At 64.8% G+C, this 22,271-nt stretch carries 22 protein-coding genes; 5 read left to right on the forward strand and 17 right to left on the reverse strand.

The features are described 5' to 3' along the window. The coding region (locus tag VGE27_RS11625) for a DEAD/DEAH box helicase (RefSeq protein ID WP_331049823.1) at nt 1–482 on the reverse strand (482 nt) is incomplete at its 3' end. Between the two features lie 178 nt (nt 483–660). On the opposite strand from VGE27_RS11625, the gene VGE27_RS11630 reads away from it, so the two are divergent. Continuing rightward, nucleotides 661–1,125 carry an SET domain-containing protein gene (locus VGE27_RS11630; protein ID WP_331049824.1) on the forward strand — a complete coding sequence of 155 codons (465 nt, stop codon included), beginning with the start codon at nt 661–663 and terminating at the stop codon, nt 1,123–1,125. 44 nt (nt 1,126–1,169) lie between these two features. Here VGE27_RS11630 and VGE27_RS11635 read toward each other — a convergent pair whose 3' ends face one another. Next, nucleotides 1,170–1,868, reverse strand: coding sequence for a VIT1/CCC1 transporter family protein (locus VGE27_RS11635; protein ID WP_331049825.1), 699 nt, complete (start codon nt 1,866–1,868; stop codon nt 1,170–1,172). 8 nt (nt 1,869–1,876) lie between these two features. Beyond that, nucleotides 1,877–2,386, reverse strand: a complete 510-nt coding sequence (locus VGE27_RS11640) for a DUF2231 domain-containing protein (RefSeq protein WP_331049826.1) — start codon at nt 2,384–2,386, stop codon at nt 1,877–1,879. A 199-nt stretch (nt 2,387–2,585) separates the two neighbouring features. Here VGE27_RS11640 and VGE27_RS11645 point away from each other — a divergent pair, with 199 nt between their 5' ends. Continuing rightward, on the forward strand, nt 2,586–3,167 hold the full coding sequence (locus VGE27_RS11645; RefSeq protein ID WP_331049827.1) for a helix-turn-helix transcriptional regulator: 582 nt from the start codon (nt 2,586–2,588) through the stop codon (nt 3,165–3,167). 2 nt (nt 3,168–3,169) lie between these two features. Here VGE27_RS11645 and VGE27_RS11650 read toward each other — a convergent pair whose 3' ends face one another. After that, nucleotides 3,170–3,526, reverse strand: coding sequence for a TraR/DksA C4-type zinc finger protein (locus VGE27_RS11650; RefSeq protein WP_331049828.1), 357 nt, complete (start codon nt 3,524–3,526; stop codon nt 3,170–3,172). Between the two features lie 491 nt (nt 3,527–4,017). Here VGE27_RS11650 and VGE27_RS11655 point away from each other — a divergent pair, with 491 nt between their 5' ends. Beyond that, nucleotides 4,018–4,161 (forward strand): hypothetical protein, encoded by a 144-nt coding sequence (locus tag VGE27_RS11655; RefSeq protein ID WP_331049829.1) that lies wholly within the window; start codon nt 4,018–4,020, stop codon nt 4,159–4,161. A 106-nt stretch (nt 4,162–4,267) separates the two neighbouring features. After that, the gene (locus VGE27_RS11660) at nt 4,268–6,601 is read left to right on the forward strand and encodes a TonB-dependent receptor (protein ID WP_331049830.1); all 2,334 of its coding nucleotides are present in this window, start codon (nt 4,268–4,270) and stop codon (nt 6,599–6,601) included. A 36-nt stretch (nt 6,602–6,637) separates the two neighbouring features. Here the strand turns inward: VGE27_RS11660 and VGE27_RS11665 are convergent, their stop codons facing one another. The 10 genes from VGE27_RS11665 to VGE27_RS11710 all read right to left on the reverse strand — a co-directional run bounded on the left by VGE27_RS11665 (nt 6,638) and on the right by VGE27_RS11710 (nt 16,017). After that, a complete protein-coding gene (locus tag VGE27_RS11665) occupies nt 6,638–7,966 on the reverse strand; it encodes an OmpA family protein (RefSeq protein WP_331049831.1) in 1,329 nt (442 codons plus the stop codon). A gap of 80 nt (nt 7,967–8,046) precedes the next feature. Then, nucleotides 8,047–8,598, reverse strand: coding sequence for a GNAT family N-acetyltransferase (locus VGE27_RS11670; protein WP_331049832.1), 552 nt, complete (start codon nt 8,596–8,598; stop codon nt 8,047–8,049). Beyond that, complete coding sequence (locus VGE27_RS11675) at nt 8,595–10,172, reverse strand: ArnT family glycosyltransferase (RefSeq protein ID WP_331049833.1); 1,578 nt, start codon at nt 10,170–10,172, stop codon at nt 8,595–8,597. The genes VGE27_RS11670 and VGE27_RS11675 overlap by 4 nt, the downstream gene beginning before the upstream one ends. A gap of 54 nt (nt 10,173–10,226) precedes the next feature. Continuing rightward, nucleotides 10,227–11,318: a sulfite oxidase gene (locus VGE27_RS11680; protein ID WP_331049834.1), complete on the reverse strand. Its 1,092-nt coding sequence runs from the start codon at nt 11,316–11,318 to the stop codon at nt 10,227–10,229. Nucleotides 11,319–11,320: 2 nt separating this feature from the next. Next, complete coding sequence (locus VGE27_RS11685) at nt 11,321–12,499, reverse strand: patatin-like phospholipase family protein (protein ID WP_331049835.1); 1,179 nt, start codon at nt 12,497–12,499, stop codon at nt 11,321–11,323. Beyond that, nucleotides 12,499–13,044 carry a YaeQ family protein gene (locus VGE27_RS11690; protein ID WP_331049836.1) on the reverse strand — a complete coding sequence of 182 codons (546 nt, stop codon included), beginning with the start codon at nt 13,042–13,044 and terminating at the stop codon, nt 12,499–12,501. Before VGE27_RS11690 ends, VGE27_RS11685 begins: the two co-directional genes overlap by 1 nt. Nucleotides 13,045–13,164: 120 nt before the next feature. Next, entirely contained in the window at nt 13,165–14,094 is a 930-nt protein-coding gene (locus tag VGE27_RS11695; RefSeq protein WP_331049837.1) for a branched-chain amino acid transaminase, read from the reverse strand. 42 nt (nt 14,095–14,136) lie between these two features. Then, on the reverse strand, nt 14,137–14,925 hold the full coding sequence (locus VGE27_RS11700) for an SDR family oxidoreductase (protein WP_331049838.1): 789 nt from the start codon (nt 14,923–14,925) through the stop codon (nt 14,137–14,139). Then, nucleotides 14,925–15,308 (reverse strand): cupin domain-containing protein, encoded by a 384-nt coding sequence (locus tag VGE27_RS11705; protein WP_331049839.1) that lies wholly within the window; start codon nt 15,306–15,308, stop codon nt 14,925–14,927. Before VGE27_RS11705 ends, VGE27_RS11700 begins: the two co-directional genes overlap by 1 nt. A gap of 73 nt (nt 15,309–15,381) precedes the next feature. After that, entirely contained in the window at nt 15,382–16,017 is a 636-nt protein-coding gene (locus VGE27_RS11710; protein ID WP_331049840.1) for an NAD(P)-dependent oxidoreductase, read from the reverse strand. 202 nt (nt 16,018–16,219) lie between these two features. Between VGE27_RS11710 and VGE27_RS11715 the strand changes: the two genes are divergently transcribed. Continuing rightward, nucleotides 16,220–17,905, forward strand: a complete 1,686-nt coding sequence (locus VGE27_RS11715; protein WP_331049841.1) for a formate--tetrahydrofolate ligase — start codon at nt 16,220–16,222, stop codon at nt 17,903–17,905. Nucleotides 17,906–18,078: 173 nt separating this feature from the next. Here the strand turns inward: VGE27_RS11715 and VGE27_RS11720 are convergent, their stop codons facing one another. The 3 genes from VGE27_RS11720 to VGE27_RS11730 form a co-directional block, all read right to left on the reverse strand. Next, nucleotides 18,079–18,708 (reverse strand): YigZ family protein, encoded by a 630-nt coding sequence (locus tag VGE27_RS11720; RefSeq protein ID WP_331049842.1) that lies wholly within the window; start codon nt 18,706–18,708, stop codon nt 18,079–18,081. 40 nt (nt 18,709–18,748) lie between these two features. Continuing rightward, the gene (locus tag VGE27_RS11725) at nt 18,749–20,230 is read right to left on the reverse strand and encodes a DEAD/DEAH box helicase (RefSeq protein WP_331049843.1); all 1,482 of its coding nucleotides are present in this window, start codon (nt 20,228–20,230) and stop codon (nt 18,749–18,751) included. A gap of 144 nt (nt 20,231–20,374) precedes the next feature. Next, the gene (locus VGE27_RS11730; RefSeq protein ID WP_331049844.1) at nt 20,375–22,183 is read right to left on the reverse strand and encodes an ABC transporter ATP-binding protein; all 1,809 of its coding nucleotides are present in this window, start codon (nt 22,181–22,183) and stop codon (nt 20,375–20,377) included. Between the last annotated feature and the right edge of the window lie 88 nt (nt 22,184–22,271).

Consider the following 22,271-nt stretch of genomic DNA (forward strand, 5'->3'; position numbering starts at 1 on the left):
AGGCCGTCGAACACCAGCGTGCCGCGCTTGATGTGGTCCACCGCGCGGCCCGGCGTGGCAATCACCACGTCCACACCACGGCGCAGGGCACGCACCTGCAGCTCCATGCTCGCGCCGCCGTACACGGCCAGCGCCTGCAAGCCCAGCGGCTTGCCATAACGATGCACGGCTTCCGCCACCTGCATCGCGAGTTCACGCGTCGGTACCAGGATGAGCACACCGGGGCCATTGCCCGCCCGCCGTCCCTTCTCGGCGATGCGCGTCAGCAGCGGCAGCGAAAACGCCGCCGTCTTGCCGGTACCCGTGGCCGCGAGGGCCAGTACATCCTTTCCTTCCAGCAGGGGCGGAATGGCTGCCCGCTGTACCGGCGTGGGCTCTTCGTACCCCAGCCCCACCAACGCCTCGGCGATCTTCGGGTGCACCCCAAGTGCACCAAACCCACTCACCGTCGCCCCGTCCTGCCCAACTTCCCCGTCGCTCATCCCAGATCCTGCCCGCGCGCCCCTGATTCCCAGCCGGCGTGTGCTTGGGCGTATACATGAAAGGGCCGCGATACCATGATTCCGGCGCGACCACCAAAAAGACTCCGAAAGTCCCCAACCTGATAAATATAGACGGTTCGGGCCCCCTTTTGCGGTTTTTGATACTTCCCACACCCCCATGTCCCAAGAAACCGCCGTTCCGCTCCCTTTCGAGGTGCGCCAGTCAGGCATCCAGGGGTTCGGCGGCTTTGCCACCCAGGCCATTCCGGCCGGCACCCGCATCATTGAATACGCGGGCGAGCGGCTCACGCCCGCCGAGTCGGAGGCGCGCTATCCGGACACACTGGGCGAGCGGCACCACACGTTCCTGTTCGCCATCGATGACGAAGTGGTGGTGGACGCGGCCGTGAACGGCAACGAGGCGCGCTTTCTCAATCATTCGTGCGCGCCCAACTGCGATGCCGTGATTGACGATGGACGGATCTGGATCGAGTCCATCCACGACATCGAAGTGGGCGAAGAACTGGTGTACGACTACGCCTACATTCTGGAAGAGCGGCACACACCGGCGGCCAAGAAGCGGTTCCCGTGTTACTGCGGCGCGATCACCTGCCGTGGGACGATTCTGGCCAAGAAACGGTGACGCGACGGCGGTGACGCGACGGCGCGGTGGGACGTTGGCGGTGCTCAGACGGGGGCACCCACCAGTCGACCCACACCGGCGGTGAGCGCGAGCGCCAGTGCGCTCCACACCACCACGCGCAGGGCGCCACGCACCTGACCCGCACCGCCGGCTCCTGCGGCGACCGCGCCCAATGCGGCGAGGGCCAGCAATGAACCGGCGGTCACCAGCGGCACCACCATCGACGACGGCACGAGCAAGGCGAGGACCAGCGGCAGGGCCGCGCCCACCGCGAACGTGGCCGCCGAGGCGAGAGCGGCCTGCACGGGGCGTGCGGACAGCGCTTCGGTGATCCCCAGTTCGTCGCGGGCGTGTGCGCCGAGGGCGTCATGGGCGGTGAGCTGCACGGCGACCTGATGGGCGAGATGGTCGTCGAGGCCACGCGCGCGGTAGATGCCGGCCAGTTCCTCGAGCTCCTGCGCCGGATCCGTGGCAAGCTCGCTGCGCTCACGCGCCAGATCGGCCTGTTCGGTGTCGGCCTGCGAACTCACGGAGACGTACTCCCCAGCGGCCATGGACATCGCGCCTGCGACCAGGCCAGCCACGCCGGTGAGCAGCAGCCCCTGCCGGTTCACACCGGCAGCGGCCACGCCCACCACCAGCGCGGCGGTGGACACGATGCCGTCGTTGGCGCCCAACACGGCGGCTCGTAACCAGCCCACCCGGTGCGTGAAGTGACGTTCGAGGTGCACGGCGCGTGGCATGGCAGCTCCTAGTGGGTTTCGGGCGGCGGCGGGCAATCCCTGCAGCCTGCACTCCCCGTGGCATATGCGGAAGCGGCGCCGTGCTGGTAGACGAGCGCACCACCACTGTGACCCACGCGCCATCCGGCCACCAGCAGGACCAGCGCGCCCAGTGTGGCCGCCAGACGGGCGCCCTGGCCAACGCGACCCGCAGCCAGACCAGCCACGGCGATTACGGTGACCAGTACCGAGAGGCGCAGGAAATTCTCGGCCGCCTCCTCATGGGCTTCGAGCGGCGCCTCGGCCACCACCGACTCCACCCTTTCACTGGTGTCTTCCCCGGTCTCCACGGCGACCCAGGCGCTGATGGAGAGCGCGACGAACAGGGCAGTGGCCAGCCCCCATGCGCGGACCGGGCGGGCCTGGCGACGGATCATGACCAGCGCGCCAATGGCGAACAGCGGCACGAGCAGCGCGAGCACTATGGGAAAGTGCACCACCGCCGGGTGCAGCGGGTTGGGCAAGAGGGATTCGAACATGCGCACTCCACGGACAGGACGTTGGACCTGCAGCGGTCACCCGTTCGGCGAAGGCCTGCCGGGCCGCTGTGGTTACGGTGCATGGTTCGGGATGGTCGCACCATCCGGCATGTGTTCCGATGCGGTGCCCGGCCTGAGTTGCTGGCGCGGGCGCGCGGTACATCCGACATTTGACGGAGGCATGCCCACCCCGGAGAGAATGGACGACCCCACGGAAGACGCATTCCCGACCGACGATGCGTCCCATGAACCGCGCCGTCTGGTGCCGCTGCTGGCGGTGGTGATGCTGTTCGCGGTGGTGTCGGGGGTCGCCGATCTCATTCTCGACCGCCCACAAACGTGGCGCTCATGGCACGTCGTGTTCGAGGTGGCCGTGGTGGTGGTGAGCCTGGGATTTGCGGTGGTGCTGTGGATGGGCTGGTGGCGCACCGCCAGTGCGCTGCGCGGGACGCGCGCGGCACTGGCGGCGACCACCCGGTCGCTGCAGGAGCGGCAGGCCGAGCAGGCGGCGTGGCAGCGGGCCGCCGAGGGGGAGTGCGCCGGCTTTGGCCGGGCGGTGGATGATCAATTGATGGCGTGGGAACTCACGCCCACGGAACGCGAAGTGGCGTTCCTGCTGCTGCAGGGATTGGGGCACAAGCAGATCGCGGCCCGGACCGGGCGCAGTGAGCGCACCGTGCGGCAGCATGCGGTGTCGGTGTACCGGAAGTCCGGCATCGACGGGCGGGCGGAGCTATCGGCCTTTTTCCTGCAGGGACTGTTGCCGGCCCGCCGCGAATAGCCCTACACAGTGGTGCGGGCCCACGGAATGATCTCCAGCCGCGCGAAGGGAATCTGCTCGCCGGTGTTTTCGTCGAGGCCGAACGTTTCGGGCGACGACGTGATGCGCAGCAGGGCGGCGTCGATTTCGGCCAGCTCGGCCGATCGCCGTGTGGCGATGGAGGCCTCGAGTTCTTCGTTGGCGACATCGGTGCCCAGGTCCGCGAGGTGCGTGGGCGCCTTGGAGTTGTCGCCGGCCTGGGTCTGACTGTCTTCGGCCGACTCTGGCTCAATGAAGTCACGCAGCTGGCCGAACAGGCGCTCGCGTTCTTCGAGCAGACGGGCTTCGATCTTCTGCAACTGCTTGGCGGTCAATGGCATGAGATCCTCTGTGAGTTTCTCGCAGGGTATGCGTCGGAGAGTACCGTACAAATCCGCTCCGGTCGTACCCCGCGTCCGGGCCACCGGTCCGACACACGGCATTGCCCTCTGCCCCGTGAAGGGACGGCGTCCAACCCGTCGCTCTTGACGGCAGCTCCCGGTCCGACGAATGTCACCCTGCCATGTCCCTTCGTCATTCGAAACTGTGCACGCGATTGATGCGGGCACTGTTGCTGCTCGTGTTTGCGGTCGGATCGCCGTCCGTGGGCGGTGCATACCGGTGCTGCACGGCCGAGGGGTCACATGAGACGTCACCTGCGGTTTCACATGCAGGCTCTGAGGCAGACGCTCATGCCGCCTCGCATCAGCTATCGCATCAGCTTTCGCACCGGCTATCGCATGGAGCGTCGCACGACGGCACATCGCACGACGTGGGGTCGCCACCCTGCGAATGTGTGGGCCAGTGCCACGATTCACCGCCGCAGCGTCCCGTGGTGGCGACGTATGCCGCCCGTGAAGTCTTTCGCAATGACACCCGGATCTTCATCGCGGGTGGAGACCGCAGCACCCCCGTCGCACATCGGGAGTACCGGCAGCCGTTTGCCATCGGCCCGCCGACGACCGCGCGCCTCTGATCCGAGGGCCTGTTCGATCGCCTGATCGACCACCCATCGCTGGCCTGATCACTCGCCCGTCGTGCGGACGTCCTGCCGGACGTTCGAAACTCACTCCCATACCCACATGTCTCCTCATCGTCTCATGGGGCGCGCCCGTTTGTGCGCGCGCCTGCTGCTGCATGCCTGCCGTTCCACCACCCACACGGCACGCGCCGTGTGGGTTTTGCTGCTTCTGTTCCCCGCAACCGCGTACGCGCAATCCGCCGGTCGGCTTCGTGGTGCCGTGACCACGCCCACGGGTCAGGCCGTGGCGGGTGCATGGATTGCGCTCGATGGGGCCGACCCCGTCGCGCAAACCAGTGCGGACGGGCACTACGCCGTGAGCGCGGTGTCCGCCGGCGCGCACACGGTGGAAGTCCGCCGCAGCGGCTTTGTCACCCAGTCCCTGCGCATCACGGTGGTCGCTGGGCAGGAGCTGGTCGCCGATGTGAAGCTCGAAGCCGCGCCGCTGGCGGCCGTCACGGTCATCGGGACGTCGAATGATCTCGACGAAACGCGCGAACAGCTCCAGCTGATCCCCGGTTCCACCGCGCTGGTCACGGCCAGTCAGTTGCGCAGCACGCGGCAGGCCAACATGAAGGACGTGCTGGGCTTCGTGCCCGGTGTGTATGTGCAGCCGCGATTCGGTGCCGCCGATGAATCGCAGATTTCCATCCGCGGTTCCGGCCTGCGCAACAACTTTCATGCGCGCGGCGTGAACGTGCTGGTGAACGGCATGCCCTATCGCAATGCCGATGGCTTCACCGACTTCGAGTCGCTCGAACTGCTCACCGCCGATGCCATCGCGGTGTACAAGGGCGCCAATGCGCTGCGCTTTGGTGGCTCCACACTTGGCGGGGCCATCGATCTGCAAACCAAGACGGGGTATACCGCCCCCCGGCTCGGGGCATTCGTGGAAGGTGGTGCCTTTGGGTACACCAAGGCTCAGGTGGAAACCGGCGGTGCGCGGGACGGCAAGGACTTCTACGCCAGCTATGCACACACCACGCTGGGCGGATATCGCGACTGGTCGGGTCAGTCGCGCGACCGGATCAACCTGCACGGTGGCATCACCCCGTCGGAGCGTTCGAGTCTGCGCGCGTTCTACTTCTACGCCAAGGTGAGCGAGGAATTGCCGGGCAGCCTCACGGCGTCCGAGCTTCCCACGTCGCCATCGATGGCCACGCCGGCCAATGTCACCAACCGTTGGGGACGCGACTACGATCTGCACCACATCGGGTTGCAGTACCGCCTGCAGCTGTCGCCCACGCAGCGCATCGACGTGGCGCCGTACCTGCAGTACCGCGATATCGATCACCCGATCTTCGAGGTGATCAACCAGCAGAGCAACGATGTCGGCGCCGAGATCCGCTATGAAAATCATGCGTCACTGGGCGCGCGGCCCAATCGCCTGACCATCGGCGTACAGCCGGCCTTCGAATCGATGCGCAACCGTCAGTTCGCAAACGTGCGGGGCGAACACGGCGCGCTCACCCGCGATGAGCGGGACAAGGCCACGAATCTTGGGCTCTACATCGAGAACGCGCTGTCGGTCACACCCGCCTTCACGCTGGTGGCCGGTGGCCGTGTGGAGCGGGCGGTGCGCACGGTGGATGACGACTTTCTGTCGAATGGTGATCAGTCCGACAAGCGCACGTTCACGCCGGTGTCTCCGCGGGTGGGCGCAATCTATCAGCACACATCGGGCACACAGTTCTACGGGAACGCCAGCCGCACGGTGGAACCACCGGTGTTTCTCGAGCTCACGAGCTTTGGCGGTTCCGGCGGGTTCCTGCCCCTCGACGCACAATCGGCCTGGCAGTATGAGCTCGGTGCCCGCGGGCGACGGGGTGCGGTGGCCTGGGATGTGGCGGCCTATGACATCGAGCTCACCAACGAAATCGTGAACATCAACGTGCCGCCGTTCCCCAACGCGCCGTTCACGGTGCCGTCCTATCGCAATGTGGACGCATCACGTCACGTGGGACTGGAGGCCGGTGTGCAGTGGCAGCTCGCGGCACGCAGCGCGCTGCGACTAGGCTACACGTATTCCCGGTTCACGTTCGAAAAGGATTCGGCGTTTGCCGGCAACCGGCTGCCGGGTGCGCCTGCGCATCATGCGGTAGCCGACGTGAAGCTCGGACTCGGCCGTGGCTTCACCATCACGCCGTCTGTGGAGTGGGTGCCGTCGTCGTACTTCGTGAACAGCGCCAACACGGTATCGAACGACGGGTGGGCCACATTCGGTGTGCGCGCCGAGATGCAGGTGCCGCGCCTTGGACTGACGGTGTTCGTGTCGGGTCAGAATCTGGCGGACCGCATTTACGCCGCCGCGGTCACCGTGGATGATGCCGGCGGCCGGTACTTCCAGTCTGCCGATCGCCGCGCCGTGTACGGCGGGCTGCGCTGGAGTCGCTGACCGGCCAGCGACTCCGCGGCACATCAGTCCAGACCATCACTGCTTGACCAACTCCACGCGCCGATTCTGCTGGCGACCCTCGGGCGTGGTGTTGGGAGCGGCGGGCACGGTCTGCCCGAGGCCCTTGGCGGTGAGTCGTGCCCCATCGATGCCGTACTCCGACACCAGCGCCTGTCGCACGGCATCGGCCCGACGCTGCGACAATGTGAGGTTGGCGGGCGCGGCACCCACATTGTCGGTGTGCCCTTCAATGGTGAGGCGCAGATCGGCATGCTCGCGCAGCATCGCGGCAATTTCCTTGAGCGTGGGCGTGCTCTCGGGGCGGATCACGTCCTTGCCCGTGTCGAAGTAGATGCCCTGCGTGGCCACACGCCCCGACTCGGCCAACGCGTCGTACAGCTTCCGCCCCCCGCCGGCGAGACGGATGTTGCGCACGAACACCGGATCGTCTTCGGTGCCATCGCACCAGAACAGCACGCGGTCGGAGGCGGTGTAGTTCAGATTGGGCACATTCACCACGCGCTTTTCGTCGATGTACGCCTTCATGTAGTTGCCATCGACCATCAGGCGTGCCTGGTACGGCACCCCGATGCCATCGTCCGTCTTGGCCTCCACGCGCGTGACATCTCCGCTGTGGCGCTTGTAACCACCGTCATGGTGCGCCGAGAACACGAGATAGGGATCTTCGTTCTGTCCGCCGGGATACACCCAGCATTCACCGGCCGTGCCGAGCAGTTCGAATTCGAGCGTCCAGCGGGTGGGCAGTGGCGCGGCGGCCTTCACGGCAAACTGATTGGGGTTGCCGTTTCCCCGCATCCATTTGGCACCGTCGATCTCCACGATTTCCCAGTTGCCACCCACGGCTTCCAGTTTGCGCGGGAAATCGCCGACCACATCGCTGGAGAAGTCGGTCACCACGAGGGGCTTCTCGCCGGGCGTGAAGTCATAGTTGGCCCAGGCAGTGGCGGTCACCGTACGCGCAGGACCGCTGGGAGTGCCGGTTGCCTCTTCGGTTGCCGACGGGGCCTTGGTGCCCGCGCCACGAGTGGCCTGCTTCTCGACCTCCACATCGGCCGGAATGGTCTTGCCCGACTTGTCGGTGCGGACCACCGTGCGTCCCTCATCCCGCGCCTTGCTGATGCACTCCGCGTCGGAGACCACACACTTCACCACGCCCAGCCCACCGTCGATGGCCTTGTCGACCGCCTCGTCCGTCTTGCGATTGAGCGCGTCCTCTCCACGTTGCCTCGCGCGCTCGGCGGCGCGCTGCTTGAGACGCTCGCCGATACTCTGGGCTTCGGCGGCGGAGGAAGGCGCCGCGCACAGCATGGCGGCCACCAGCATTGACAGGCGAATGTGAGACATGGGCGGGTGATTGCGGGAATGGGAAGCAGCGCTCGGACAACATACCACACAAACGGAGACACGCTCAATCGAGCTGAGCCTCAGAGGCGTCGCATCATGACATGATCCCGCTGTACATCACGCCCCAGCCGGAAGCGGTGTGCACCCGCCTTGAAGAAGCCGCACTTCTCGTAGAAGCGAATGGCGCGCGGGTTGTGTTCCCACACGCCCAGCCACACCACATCGGCGCTATGTGATGCGGCGTGGTCCAGTGCGGCCATCATCATCTGCTGCGCGATGCCACGGCCGTGAAAAGCGTGATCGACATAAAAGCGCTGGATTTCCAATGGACGCGCGGCCCGCACCAGGCGTTCATCGGTGGGCTCGTCGGACTTTCCATAGCCGCCCGGGCGCAACAGGGTGTAGCCGGCCAGCGCGTCATCACATTCAACGAGCAGACAGGTGTTGTTGGGGTCCTCGAGTTCACCGCGCTGCTGTTCATGCGTGAACGCGTCGCGCATGTACTCGGCCAGATCGTCGGGATTGTTGTTCGGCCCGAACGTGTCGAGAAAAACGCGGCGCGCAAAGTCGGACCATGCGGGCGCGTCGTCCACCGTGGCGGTGCGAATGGTGAGTGGCGGCGTGTGGCTCATGAATTGTTGGCGGGATCGAGCAGGGGCCACACGTCCTGCAGCGGCTTGCGCGGTGTATCGCAGCGGATGATGGGCACCGCCTGCTCTTCGAGGACACCCCATGCGGTGCCCACGATGAAGATCGTGCGGCACTGCTCATAGAGTTGCTGGTACTCCTCCACCTCACCGCCCAGCGCCAGCATGATATCGCCGGGCTTGGTGCCCGGACCAAAGTACCAGAAACTTCCGGCCGCACTCACCACCGGAGGCAGGCCATGCCTGGGCCCATACAAGTCCAGCGCTCCGGCTCGGCCGTAGTTGCTGGCCACGAGTACGGTTCTCGCGCGCTCGTCTTCGGTGAGCTTCTGCCATTCACCGGCCACGGCCTCCACTTGCTGCGGCCAGCCGAGCATGTCGGCAAAGTCCTGTGGGAGGGGGAGCTGCTCGCCCGTGTTGGTCTCGGTGGAATTGGAGACACCCATGCGCGCGGCATACGCAGCCGTGGCGGCTGGTGACAGAATGGGCAGTGCCAGCGGCGCGCCGAGCACGGCGAGAGCGACCATGAGCAACACACCCGCGTAGGTGCCAATGCGCTGCACGCGCGGCGCGAGTTGCATGAGCGCTGCGGCGCCGGCGGCAAACAGGATGGGGTACACCGGCGCGCCGTAGTAGGCCTTGCCATGCTGCATGATGAGCACGAGCCAGCTCACCAGACAGGCAATGCCCACGATCTGCCAGCGGCGTGCGGTGCGGGCCACGAGCAACCACACCAGGCCCGCCATGCCCAGCACGAAGGCGACGGGATTCACGAGCAGTGGCTGCTCGAACAGAAACGACAGACGATTGCGCGCTTCGAGCTGACTGGCCTGCAGGTCGCGCATCTGCCAGAGAATGGGCCAGTCGAGCTGGATCTGCCCCACCAGTGATGGCAAGCCGATGAAGACCGCGATACCCAGTGCGAACCACGGCCACGGTGTGAGCAGATCGCGGCGCACGGGCGTGAGCAGCATGCCCACCACGAGCCCCACACCAATGAACATGATGCTGTGCTTGGTGAGCAGACCGAGGCCCAGCGCGACCCCAACGCCCAGCCACCAGCGGATGTTACCGGTGCGCTGCCGTTCGGCGATGGCGAGCAGCGCGAGCGTCCACCACAATTGGTCGAACACCACCGGCTGAAACAGAAGGCCGGCACGCAGAAACACGGAGCCGGTGAGCACCGCCACGGCGGTCAGTACGGTGGCGCGTGCGGCCGCATTCTCTGTGGCAGCGGTTGCCATGGCGAATCGCCACGCCGCCACACCGGCGGCGAAGACGATCAGACCACTGGTGATGGCGGGGAATAGCCGGATAGACCACAGCGCGTCGCCGAACATCGCACGCGACACATTGGCCACGCCGGCAATGAAGGGCGGGAAATCCATGCGCCACCACCGCAGGTGCGTGCCCATGGACAGATACAGCAGTTCATCGCGATGCACGCCAAACGGCGTGATGAGATTCACGCCCACATGCAGCAGCACGGCGAACAGGGCCAGCGCCCACAACCAGCGTGGCGCACCGTCGCGATCCTCACGCATCGAGGATGGGTTCATGGATGAGCTCATGGATTCCTGCATGCCGAGCAATACTCCTCAAGTGGAATGAGGCTATGACACCACGTGCACCGTGGTACTGCGGATGGCGTTGTTCCCGTAACCCAGGCGATTCCAGGTGATCTCCTCGGGCTGCACCGCGCCGCTGGCATCGGTGGCGCGGGTGCGCAGCGTGACCGTGCGCGATGCGTCGTAACTGGCCGGCAATGGCAGCACCAGTGGCAGCGAGAACGGCGTCCACGCATAGCGTGATGCCGCTGTGCCCAGTTCGGCGTCGCGCCAGCTCTCACCACTCCCGGTGTTCACACCCACTTCCACCCGCGTGACCACGCCCGCACCCGACCACGCCCAGCCCCGCACCACGATTTCGCGGCCGTTGCTGCTGCCATCGGTGGGGGTGGTGATGATGGACTTGACGCGCGCCGTGGTCACGGGCTCGATGGCATCACCCGTGTCATACACATAACGCCGACGCTGGAAATATCCCGTGAACGGCGTGGTGATCACCTCCAGTGAGGCCAGCCACTTCACGCTGGCCATGCCGTACCATCCCGGCACGATGAGACGCACCGGCGCACCATGTGCTTCGGTGAGTGGCGCGCCGGCCATGTGGGTGGCCACCAGCGTATCCGGGTGCATGGCCACATGCAGTGGCATCGAACGCTGAAAGCGCACATCCGCAGGAGCGCCTTCGCCATTGGCATCATCACGCGGGCCGTGGTCAGCGGCGGAGGCCAGCACCTCCACGGCATCATCACGCACACCGGCCCGTTCGAGAATCATGTGCAGCGGCACACCCGACCACACCGTGGTGCTTACGGCACCAAAGCCCCACGGCTCACCGGGTGGCACAGGGTTCATGCCCAGGCGGCCATTGCCGGCGCACTCCAGCGTCATGACCACGGCGTGCTGCCGCATGGCTTCCAGGTCGGACAGAGGAAACGACAGCGGTGAGTCCACCGCACCACCCACGGTGATGCGATGCGCGGCATCGAACACCGGTGTGTCGAAATTGCTGCGCACATACACACTGGGCGCCGGCGTGAGCGGCTGTGGCAACTGCGCGGCGGGTGTTTCGGCGCACAGCGGATGTTCGCGTACGACATGCAAGGCGCCGGCCGTCGGGTCGGCTGCACTGCTGGTCATGTTCAACGCACCGGTGGTTCAGGACGACGGTAGGCACTCGGGATGCTGTCCCACGGCGTGGCGCCGGTGGCTTTGGCATACCCGATGGAATCGAGACGCTGCATGAACTTCTGCTCGAACAGCTTTTGTGCCCCCGGGCTCGATGATTCACTCGACGGCAACGCGGCCAGCTTGAACTCGAGCTTGAGACCCGGCACACCCGCACTCACCGCGCGAGAAAGATCGGCCAACGCCGACAGCGACGCCGACTGATGCAGGTACAACAACAGCAACGTGGTGCGGTTGCTGATCTGCCGGCGGCTCGCCGGTGCAATGATGCGTGGTTCCGGGTGTGACCAGAGATTCATGACCACCCAGAGGCGTACGGTCACATCGTTCAGTCCACGCGCGGCCAGCTGACGACCGAGCTGCTGATAATCGGCAAAGGTGAGCGTGGCGAGCACACTCTCCACCACTCCACCGTCGGCATGCACATGACCATCCACCACCACTGGTGGGAAGATGCCGGGAATGGCCGTGGCCGCGCGGAGCAACATCTGCGAACGCGCGAGACCGGTGCTGTCATTGGCGATCTCATCGCCCAATGACCAGATCTGCCCCACGCCGAGATCGAAGTCGGTGGTGGCAAACACCAGCTGCCGGTCTTCGGCAAACGCATTCCGCAGCTCCGTACGGAACCGGCCGTCGATGGCGCTGGCGATTGTGCGCTCGAAACGAGACGTGTTCACCAGCCCGCCGTTGCGACGCAACCAGAACCACCAATTGAGCGTGGGCGCGATGGTGGTCGCCGCGCGCGCGTACAACGCCGTCACGGTATCGAGCGAGGCCTTGCTGCCGAGCAGTGCATACGGCGCCTGCAAAGCACCGGTGCTGATACCCGACACCAGATCGAATCGCGGCATCGGGTTGTCGGTACGCGCATGCCAGCCACGGAGAAAGCCCGTACCGAATGCCCCGTTCTGTCCGCCACCAGACAGCAACAGCAAGTCGAGTTTGCGATCTCCACGCCGCTCGGCACGTCGCACCAGTCGCGCAATGATGGAATCGCGCATCGCCTGATCGCGTGCACCGAGCGCCACCGCGTCCTGCTGCAGCTTCGCCACCGTCGTGGGCGGGCGGTGCACCACCACACAGGCACTCAGTGCCAGTGCGGCAGCGGTGAAGGCGACCAGCCTGCGCATCACGCAGACGCCAGCGAAAGCGGTGTCACCTGGCCGGTGATGGTCGTGCCGTCCAGGTTGATGAACAGCGTGCCATCCGTGACCGACAAGTCGAACGCCATGCGCCGGTCGAGACGCGCGACGAGTTCGTCGATCAATTCGCGATCGAAGACATGCCCGGCGATCTGATCGACCTTGTGGATGCGCTCACCTGCAATCTGCCGCAGCCACACCGATGGATCGCGGTGGGTGTACAGCGCCACACGCGGCGCGGCCTTGCTGGCCTTGTGCAAACGCGCCGCATCAGGGAGACCGATCTCGATCCACGTGGTGATGGTGCCCGTGAGGTCGCGCACACTGATGGTGGGATCGTCCGGGTCGGACACCCCACGCGAAAACCCGATGCCCTCGGCGTATTCGAGGCAATACGCGAGCAGTCGCGCCACGAAGTACTCGGGCGATTCGGATGGATGCATCGCCATCCGGAAATCGAGGGACTCGTACACACCGCGATCGACGTGAGCGAGCTCGATACGCAGCGAGTACATGGTGGAGGTTAAGGCCATAGATATGGAAGTGGTTCTATATCAAGAGGACACAGGGGGCAGTTGGAGAGGTAGCGGGAAGCAGTTGCTGCGCCCTGTTATCTCTCCAACTGCCCCCTGTTCCCTCTAGAAATCAGACGCTCAATCCTTACAGAATGTCAGCCAGCCATGTCGATCTTCGACTGTGCCCTTGGCGATGCCCAGGTACTGCTGCTGCAGCTGCTTCGTGATCGGGCCCACCTTGCCGGCGCCGATCTGGATCTTGTCGATGCTGCGCACCGGCGTGAGCTCGGCGGCCGTACCCGTGAAGAACACTTCGTCGGCCATGTACAGCATCTCGCGCGGGATGTGGAATTCCTTGGTCGGAATGCCGAGGTCCTGTGCGATCTGGATGATCGAGGCGCGCGTGATGCCGCCGAGGATGGAGCCATCGAGCGGGCCGGTGAGCAGCGTGCCGTTGGACACGACGAACACGTTCTGACCCGAGCCTTCACCCACCATACCGCTCGGCGAAAGCGCGATGCCTTCGGCGTAGCCGTTGGCGAGCGCTTCCATCTTGATGAGCTGACCGCTGAGGTAGTTACCGGCGATCTTCGCCATCGCGGGGATGGTGTTCGGCTGCACGCGCTGCCAGCTGGACACACAGGCATCCACACCCGCGTCGAGCGCTTCGTCGCCGAGGTACGCGCCCCACGGCCAGCAGGGGAGGTAGACCTCGACAGGCGAACCGATCGGCACCATGCCGGCCGTGCCGTAACCGCGCACCACCATCGGGCGGATGTAGCACGACTCGACGTTGTTGCGCACCACCAGTTCACGTGACGCCTCGATGAGTTCGTCGATCGTGTACTTCACATCCATGCGATAGATCTTGCAGGAGTGGAGCAGACGCTCGAGGTGCTCACGAAGGCGGAAGATCGCCGGGCCTTTGGGCGTGTTGTAACAACGGACGCCCTCGAAGGCGGACGACCCGAACTGCACGGAATGGCTCAGCACGTGAATCGTGGCGTCGGCCCAGGGTACGAACTGGCCGTCGCGCCAAATCCACTGCGTCTCGGAGATGCGGCTCATGTGCTTGGCTGCAGGAGAAGCGTGCGAAAAAACCTCGTGCGATCAGAGCAGTGACTTCACGGCCCCGCCATCCACCAGGATGGCCTGACCGGTCACGAACCCCGCTCGCTCAGAACAGAGGAAAGCTATCACAGCCCCCAGCTCATCGGGGCGTCCGAGGCGCCCGACTGGCGTTTCCGATTCCCAGCCGGCGAACACCGACTCGCGGCTTTGCCCGGTGCGTGACGATGTGGCGCTGGCGAGCGAATCGAGGCGCTCGGTGGCGGTGAAGCCCGGGAGCACCGAATTGACTGTCACACCCTGCGGCGCCACTTCATCGGCCAGCGTGCGCAGATAGCCCGTGACGGCGGCGCGCATGCTGTTACTGAGTACGAGCGATGCCTGTGGGCGCTTCACGGCCAATGACGTGATTGCCACGACCCGTCCCCACCCTCGTTCACGCATCCCCGGCACGAAGGCGCGCGTCAGCTCCACCACGGTGCGCAGCAGCAGCTCGCTGGCCTTCTGCCAAGTGGCCCAGTCCTGTCCCATGGCCGGCCCCGTCTGTGGGCCGCCGGTGTTGCAGATCAGGATGTCGACGCGACCGAAGCGGGCCTTGGTCTGGTCGACCACCTTCGCGATACCGGCTTCGGTGCCCAGGTCGGCTTCGATGGCCAGCACCGGAGCGCCCAGTGCCTCGAGCTTGGTAGTGGCGCTGGCCAGGGCATCGGCATCACGCGCGCAGATGACCACCGTGCAGCCTTCGCGCGCAAAGTCTTCGGCCGCGGCGTAGGCGATACCGCGGCTGCCCCCGCACACCAGCGCGATCTTGCCCTTGAGTCCAAGATCCATCACTTGCCTCCGCGCAGGTAGCTGTCGTCCTTGTCGATCCAGTCCTGACGCGGCGGATTGAAGATGTCCACGTCGAGCGTGTCCTCGAGCGCGATGGCGCGGTGACGCACCATGCTCGGAATCACCAGCACTTCACCGGCGCGCACATCGGTGTAGACGTCACCCGGATTGTCGGCGTGCTCACCGAGCCAGAAACGCAGGCAGCCCGAGATGATGTACGTGAACTGCTCGTTGTGGTGATCGTGCGCGGGCACGACGGCGCCTTCCTTCAGATACACATGCGCGAGCATCTGCGACTTCGTGTAGATGAGGCGACGTCCGATATGCGGCGACATCTGCTCCACCTCGATGTCGTCCCACGCGATCTTGCGAACTTCAGTCATGCCACCCTCGGTTGTGCTGGCGATTGACGGCGAAGACCGTCACGCCGGCCGAGTGGACTGCGCAGCTACACGCTCACTCGTCGACGTACACGGCCTGTTGCGGGTACTGCGGGTTCTTGAGCTCCTGCACGATCCATTCGGCAAGCGATGTGCGGGAGATACTGCTGAGGAGTCCGACCTTGTGATCGGGGCCGGCCTTCACGGGCGCGGGTCGGCTGCCATCGGTGAGGCGGGGCGGCTTGATGACGGTCCAGCCATCGAGGTGGCTGGCGCGCACGAGGCGCTCCTGTTCATCACGGTCTTCCATGATGCCTTCGGCGGCCATGCGGCGCACACCGAGGTTGAGCAGGCGCATACCCATCGACAGACCGACATTGGATTCACCGATCATGGCGCCGGTCACGACGAGCAGCCGTGACTGCCCCAGCGTCTTCATGGTCTCGATGATGACCCGGGTCGCGTTCGCGCAGAACGGCACGCGGGCGTCCTTCTTGTGCCCCAGGAATACGACGGCCGCTTCGGCGCCGCGGAGCACTTCGCGTACGGCGGTGGGGTCGTTGAGCGAGCCCACGACGACGGTGCTTTCCTGCGGGACCTGTTCGGAGGGCTTGGCGCGATAGTGCAGCCGCAGCGGGATCTCCACCTCGGTGGCCTGGCGGATGAAGGCCTGCCCGAGACGCCCCGACGAGCCAAAAACACCGATGCTCATGCTCCGAACCTCACCGGTGTCGATTCGTCATCACGATCGCACGTCGACGCCCACAGCGAGCGTTCGAAAACCTGTTGTGGTTCGCGTGTCCGGCAGGCAAGATCACGGGGAATGAGCGGCATGCTCCAACTTGCACCCGGGATTGGGGAAAGGGGAGCATCCCACCTCCGCTCTGTCTCGCGTCCCCAAGCTCCTTCCCGCCATGACGCCTTCCGCATCCCGCGTTCCTTCCGATATCGAGATCGCCCAGTCGGCCACCATGCGCCCCATCCGCGATGTGGCCATGGATCTCGGACTCGGCGCTGATGACATCGACCCGTATGGTCGTTACAAGGCCAAGCTGCCGATGTCGGTCACGTCGGCGCCACCTCGTGGACGTCTCGTGCTGGTCACAGCGATCAGCCCGACACCGGCCGGCGAGGGGAAGAGCACGGTGAGCGTGGGGCTGTCGCAGGCGTTCCGTCGCCTCGGGCACAACGCGATCCTGTGCATGCGCGAGCCCAGCCTGGGGCCGGTGTTCGGTGTGAAGGGTGGCGCGGCGGGTGGTGGTTATTCGCAGGTGCTGCCGATGGATGACATCAACCTGCACTTCACCGGCGACTTCCACGCCATCTCCAGCACCCACGCGCTGCTCGCGGCGATGCTGGACAATCATCTCTATCATGGCAATGCGCTGGGACTCGATCCCAAACGCATCACATGGCCGCGCACCATCGACATGAACGACCGTGCATTGCGTCAGGCCATCATCGGCGTGGGCGCAGGCAATGGCATGATGCGCGAGGAACGCTGGGTGATCATCCCGGCCAGCGAGATCATGGCCATCGTGGCGCTGGCATCGGATGCGGAAGATCTCGAGCGTCGGCTGGGCAACATCGTCGTGGGCACCACCAGCGGCAAAGACAAACGTCCGGTGCGTGCGCGCGACCTGAATGCGACGGGCGCGATGACGCTGCTGCTCAAGGACGCGATGCGCCCCAATCTCGTGCAGACGCTGGAAGGTGGGCCGGCCATTCTGCACTGCGGTCCGTTTGGCAATATCGCGCATGGCTGCAATTCACTTGTTGCCACACGGGCCGGTCTCGCTCTCGGTGATATCGTGGTGACGGAAGCCGGGTTTGGCAGCGACCTGGGTGCCGAGAAGTTCTTCGATATCAAGTGCCGCTTTGGTGGACTCAACCCCGAAGCCGCTGTGCTGGTGACGACAGTGCGTTCGCTCAAGATGCAGGGCGGCTTGCCCAAGAATGCCCTCGACGTGGAAGACCTTGGTGCACTCGAGCGTGGCCTGCCGCATGTGGCGCACCATGTGCGCAATGTGCAGCAGTTCGGTGTGCCGGTGGTGGTGGCGCTCAATCGTCGCTTGAGCGATACCGATGCCGAATTGCAGATGGTGGCAGACTATGTCGCCGGTCTTGGTGTGCGCGTGGCACTGGCCAATGTATGGGCCGAGGGCGGCGCGGGAGGCGAGACGCTGGCGCGTGAAGTGCTGGCCGAACTCGCGGAAGGTCGTGCAGCATTCAGGCCATTGTATGAGACCGCTCGGCCCATTCGCGAGAAGATCAATACCGTCGCGCAGCGGGTGTATGGCGCAGATGGTGTGGACTTCTCACCGGCCGCCGAAAAGTCGATCGACTGGCTGGAAGCGAATGGGATGGCTGATACACCGGTGTGTATGGCCAAGACACAGTATTCACTCACCGATGATCCCACACGGTTGGGTGTACCGACCGGGTTCAGGATGACGGTGAACGAGGTGTATGGCTCGTCTGGCGCGGGCTTTGTGGTGGCCAAGTGTGGTGACATCATGACCATGCCTGGCCTGGCGAAGGTGCCAGCAGCCGAAGGCATGCGCTTGCGCCCCGACGGCACGATCGAAGGCCTCTCGTAGTTCTTCTGTTGCCGAAAGCACAAGGCACTTATTCGTCCTACAACCCACAACCTACCGCTTACTACCAAGCCCCCTACAACCCACAATCCGCTTTCCCGTAGTTCCCCGTTTGGATGGTGGGTTTTAGGGACGTTGGTGAGAAGCCGTAGGCCGTAAGTTCTAAGTTGGACTGACTATTGCGCGTCATCGGACAGAAGAAACACTGCGGTGCCGCGCATCAGGTTCTGGACGTGGGTTTGAAGCGTTGAGTATTGGGTTCTGGGAAGCCGAACGGTGAATTGCGCGTCGGCTTCAAACTGTTGTTCCAATACCTCGGCATCAACCGTCGGTAGCAATTGCTGCACGGCTCCGATCTGGCCGTAACCCACGGCAAAAGTCACCGTGACGGTATCGACTCGTTCCACGGTGGCAAGCGTTGCCAGTGCTTCCTGCACGGCACCACCATACGCTTTCACCAGTCCACCGGTGCCGAGCTTGATGCCGCCGTAATACCGCGTGACCACGGCAGCGATTTCGCCGATGCCACAATGCGCCAATACCGTGAGCATCGGCCGGCCGGCGGTGCCGTGGGGTTCACCGTCATCGCTCATCCCGATGCGATCGGTGCTGCCGGGTACCCCCACCACATACGCCCAACAGTTGTGCGTGGCGTCGGGGAATTCGACGTTCATTTCCTTGATGAACGCCTGCGCATCCGCGGTGGTGCGCACACGTTCAATGGTGCACACAAACCGACTGCGATCGATCACTTGTTCGATCCGGTGCCGAGTGGCCGGCACCGGATAGCGTGCGCTGTCAGACATGCTGCGTTACCAACGCATCACGGCTGCTTCACGAAAAGCTTCACTTGTACGGCGAATCGCCGCCACGGGCAGGACCGCGGGATGGGCCTCGCGCGGGACCGCGCGCGGGTCCACGGGACGGGCCACGCGATGGCCCCTTGGACGGGCCACCGGATGAGGCGCCGGACGAACTGGCCGGACGAGCGGGACCGCGTGACGGCCCCCGCGAGCCACCGCTCTTGGGCGCACCGGCCTTGGCATCCTTGGCCGAGCGACGTGCACTTTCTGCTTCCTGCGCCGCCGTGCGCCGCGCGGCCTTTTCGGCGGCACGGGCACGATCTTCCGCCTTCTTCTTGCGGATCTCGGCGATGCGTTCGGCGATGGGTACTTCGAGCTTCTGCACCGGCTTCGCGTGGTAATCGAAGTCGGGCACCGTCACGCGTGGCAACGCCCGCTTGATGGCGCGCTCGATGAGCTTGAGCTCACCCTCTTCTTCCGGGCTCACGAAGGTGAAGGCTTCACCCGTCGCTTCAGCACGCGCCGTGCGGCCCACGCGATGGATGTAGTCTTCCGCCGCCACCGGCACGTCGAAGTTCACGACATGGCCGAGTGCTTCCACGTCGATACCACGCGCGGCGATGTCGGTGGCCACCAGCACCTGATAGGTGCCGTCCTTGAAGCCGGCGAGGGCCTGCGTGCGCTGCGACTGCGAGCGATTGCCGTGAATGCGCTCGGCCTTGATGCCGGCCGTGACAAGCTGGCTGGCCAGACGATTGGCGCGGTGCTTCGTGCGCGTGAACACCAGCGCCTGCGGCATGTCACCACGCTTGAGCAGAGCCACGAGCAGCGCGCTCTTGAGCTCCTGCGACACAGGGTACACGGCCTGCGTGATTCCCTTCGCCGGTGCAGCCTGACGCTGCAGGTTGAGCGTTACCGGCTGATGCAGCATTTCCTTCGTGAGCGCGGCGATCGGCGGCGGCATCGTGGCGCTGAAGAACAGCGTCTGCCGCTTTCTGTTGGGCAGGTGCCGCAGGATCTTCTTGATCTCGGGCAGGAAGCCCATGTCGAGCATGCGATCGGCTTCGTCGAGCACCAGGTACTCGAGCTGATCGAGCTTGGCGTACGGCGCGCGGAAGTGATCGAGCAGGCGGCCGGGCGTGGCGACGATGACATCGACGCCGCTGCGGAAGGCGTGTTCCTGCGGGCCCATACCCACACCACCAAAGACCGCAGCGCCGGTCAGCGGCGTGTGCGTGGTGACGTCCTTGAGGCTTTCGAGGATCTGGGCCGCGAGCTCACGCGTGGGCGTGAGGACGAGCGCGCGCGTGTTGCCACGCGGCTTGCTCATGAGCTGGTGCAGAATGGGTAGAAGGAACGCGTAGGTCTTGCCGCTGCCGGTCATGGCGCAGGCAAGCACATCGCGACCCTCGAGGGCCGGCGGAATGGCCTCGCCCTGAATGGGCGTGGGTCGTGCAAAACCGAGTTCCTTGAGGCCCTGCTGGAGGCTCGGGTGGAGTTGCAGTGAACTGAAAGTCGTGGTCATGCCCAAATATAGGGACTACGGGGCAGAAAAGACCGATTTCTAGAGGAAACAAAGGGGAGAGTTGGAAAGGTCGCAGTATGCAGGCACTGCTCCCTGCGACCTCTCCAACTCTCCCCTGATCACTCTTGATATAAAACTCGTGGTTCACCCCGTCGCCGCGATCTCCTCGCCCGGATTGATGAACTGATCCAGCTCCATCTGATACTGCCGGCTGTACAGGTCCTTGTATCGCCCGCCCAGCGCCAGCAGCTCGGCGTGCGTGCCGCGCTCCACGATCTGCCCCTTCTCCAGCACCAGGATCTGATTGGCGCTGGTGATCGTCGACAGACGGTGCGCGATCACAAACGTGGTGCGACCGGCACGCAGACGACGCAGCCCTTCCTGAATGAGATGCTCGCTCTCGGAATCGAGGCTCGAGGTGGCTTCGTCGAGGATCAGCACACGCGGATCGGCGAGGATGGCCCGGGCGATGGCCACACGCTGACGCTGGCCGCCGGAGAGCTTCACACCCCGCTCACCGACAATCGTCTCGTAGCCCTGCGGGAAGCCCTGAATGAATTCGTGCGCGTTGGCGATCTGCGCGACACGCATGATCTCTTCGTCCGTGGCGCCGGGCTTGGTGAAGGCGATGTTCTCCTTCACCGTGCCATCGAACAGGAAGTTGTCCTGCATGACCACGCCGAGGTGATGGCGATACTCGCGCAGCTTGAGATCGCTGACCGGTGTGCCGTCCACCAGGATGCGTCCCTCCTGCGGCTGCGCGAAGGCCATGATGAGCGAGATCATGGTGCTCTTGCCGCTGCCGCTCGAGCCCACGAGCGCCGTGGTGGTACCGGCCGGTGCCTCGAACGACACATCGTGCAGCACGGGCGTGCCGGACTCGTACTCGAAGGACACGTTGTCGAACTTCACGTGTCCCACCACGGTGGGCACCGACTTCTTGCGCTCGTCTTCTTCGTCTTCGGTGGCCATGTCGCGCAGCTCGCGAATGCGATCGAGACCGGCAAAGGCTTCGGTGATCTGCGTGCCGATGCTCGCGACCTGCACCAACGGCGCCGTCACCATGGCAATGAAGAACACGAACGTCAACAGGCTGCCCAGTGTCATGGCGCCGGTGATCACATCGCGTCCGCCCACGTACATCGCGATCACACCGATCACACCCACCACCGCAAAGCCCAGTGTGCCGGTGAGCGAGGTGCCGGTGATGGTCTTGGCGATGTTTTCGAACAGACGCTGCACACCCTTGCCGAACACGGCGCGTTCACGCTCTTCCGCCGTGTACACTTTCACCAGGCGAATGCCGCCCAGTGTTTCGGTGAGACGACCGGTCACTTCGGCCGTGATCACGCTGCGTTCGCGGAAGATCGGGCGCAGTCGCTTGAAGGCGATGCTCATGCCGGCGCCGAAGACGGCCAGGAACACCACCGTCACCAGCGTGAGCCGCCAGTTGAGGTGGATGAGCACGCCCAGGGCCGCAACGGCGCTCAGAATGCCACCGGTGAGCTGAATCAGCCCCGTTCCGATGAGATTCCGGATACCTTCGGGGTCATTCATGACACGGGACACCAGCACGCCGCTCTTGGTGCTGTCGAAATAGCGCACCGGCAGGCGGATCAGGTGCCCCTGCACCTCCTCGCGCAGATGGGCGATGGCCTGCTGGGCGGCCACACTGACCACCTGGGAGAGCGCGTATCCGGTGACGGACTGCACAATCGTCGCTGCGAAACCTGCCAGCGCGATCAGGCCGAGCAGCCGGATGTCCTTGTTGGGGATGACATCATCCAGTACGAACTTGGTGGAATACGGCAGTACAAATCCGGAGGCCCGGCTGATGAGCATCAGGACCAGCCCGATACTGACCGAACGCCGGTGCTCCCACATGAGGGCGCGCACTTCACTCCAGGCGCGCTTGCTGTCGTACTTCGGCTTGCCTTTGGCAGGAGGATTCATGTCGGCAATCTACTCTGGGGGGCTTGCAGCAGCCTGAACGGCCGCGCCCCGTCCAAAGAAAGCCGAACGGTCGAGTCGGGCATGGTGA

It is taken from the genome of Gemmatimonas sp. (assembly GCF_036405635.1).
GTDB lineage: Bacteria > Gemmatimonadota > Gemmatimonadetes > Gemmatimonadales > Gemmatimonadaceae > Gemmatimonas.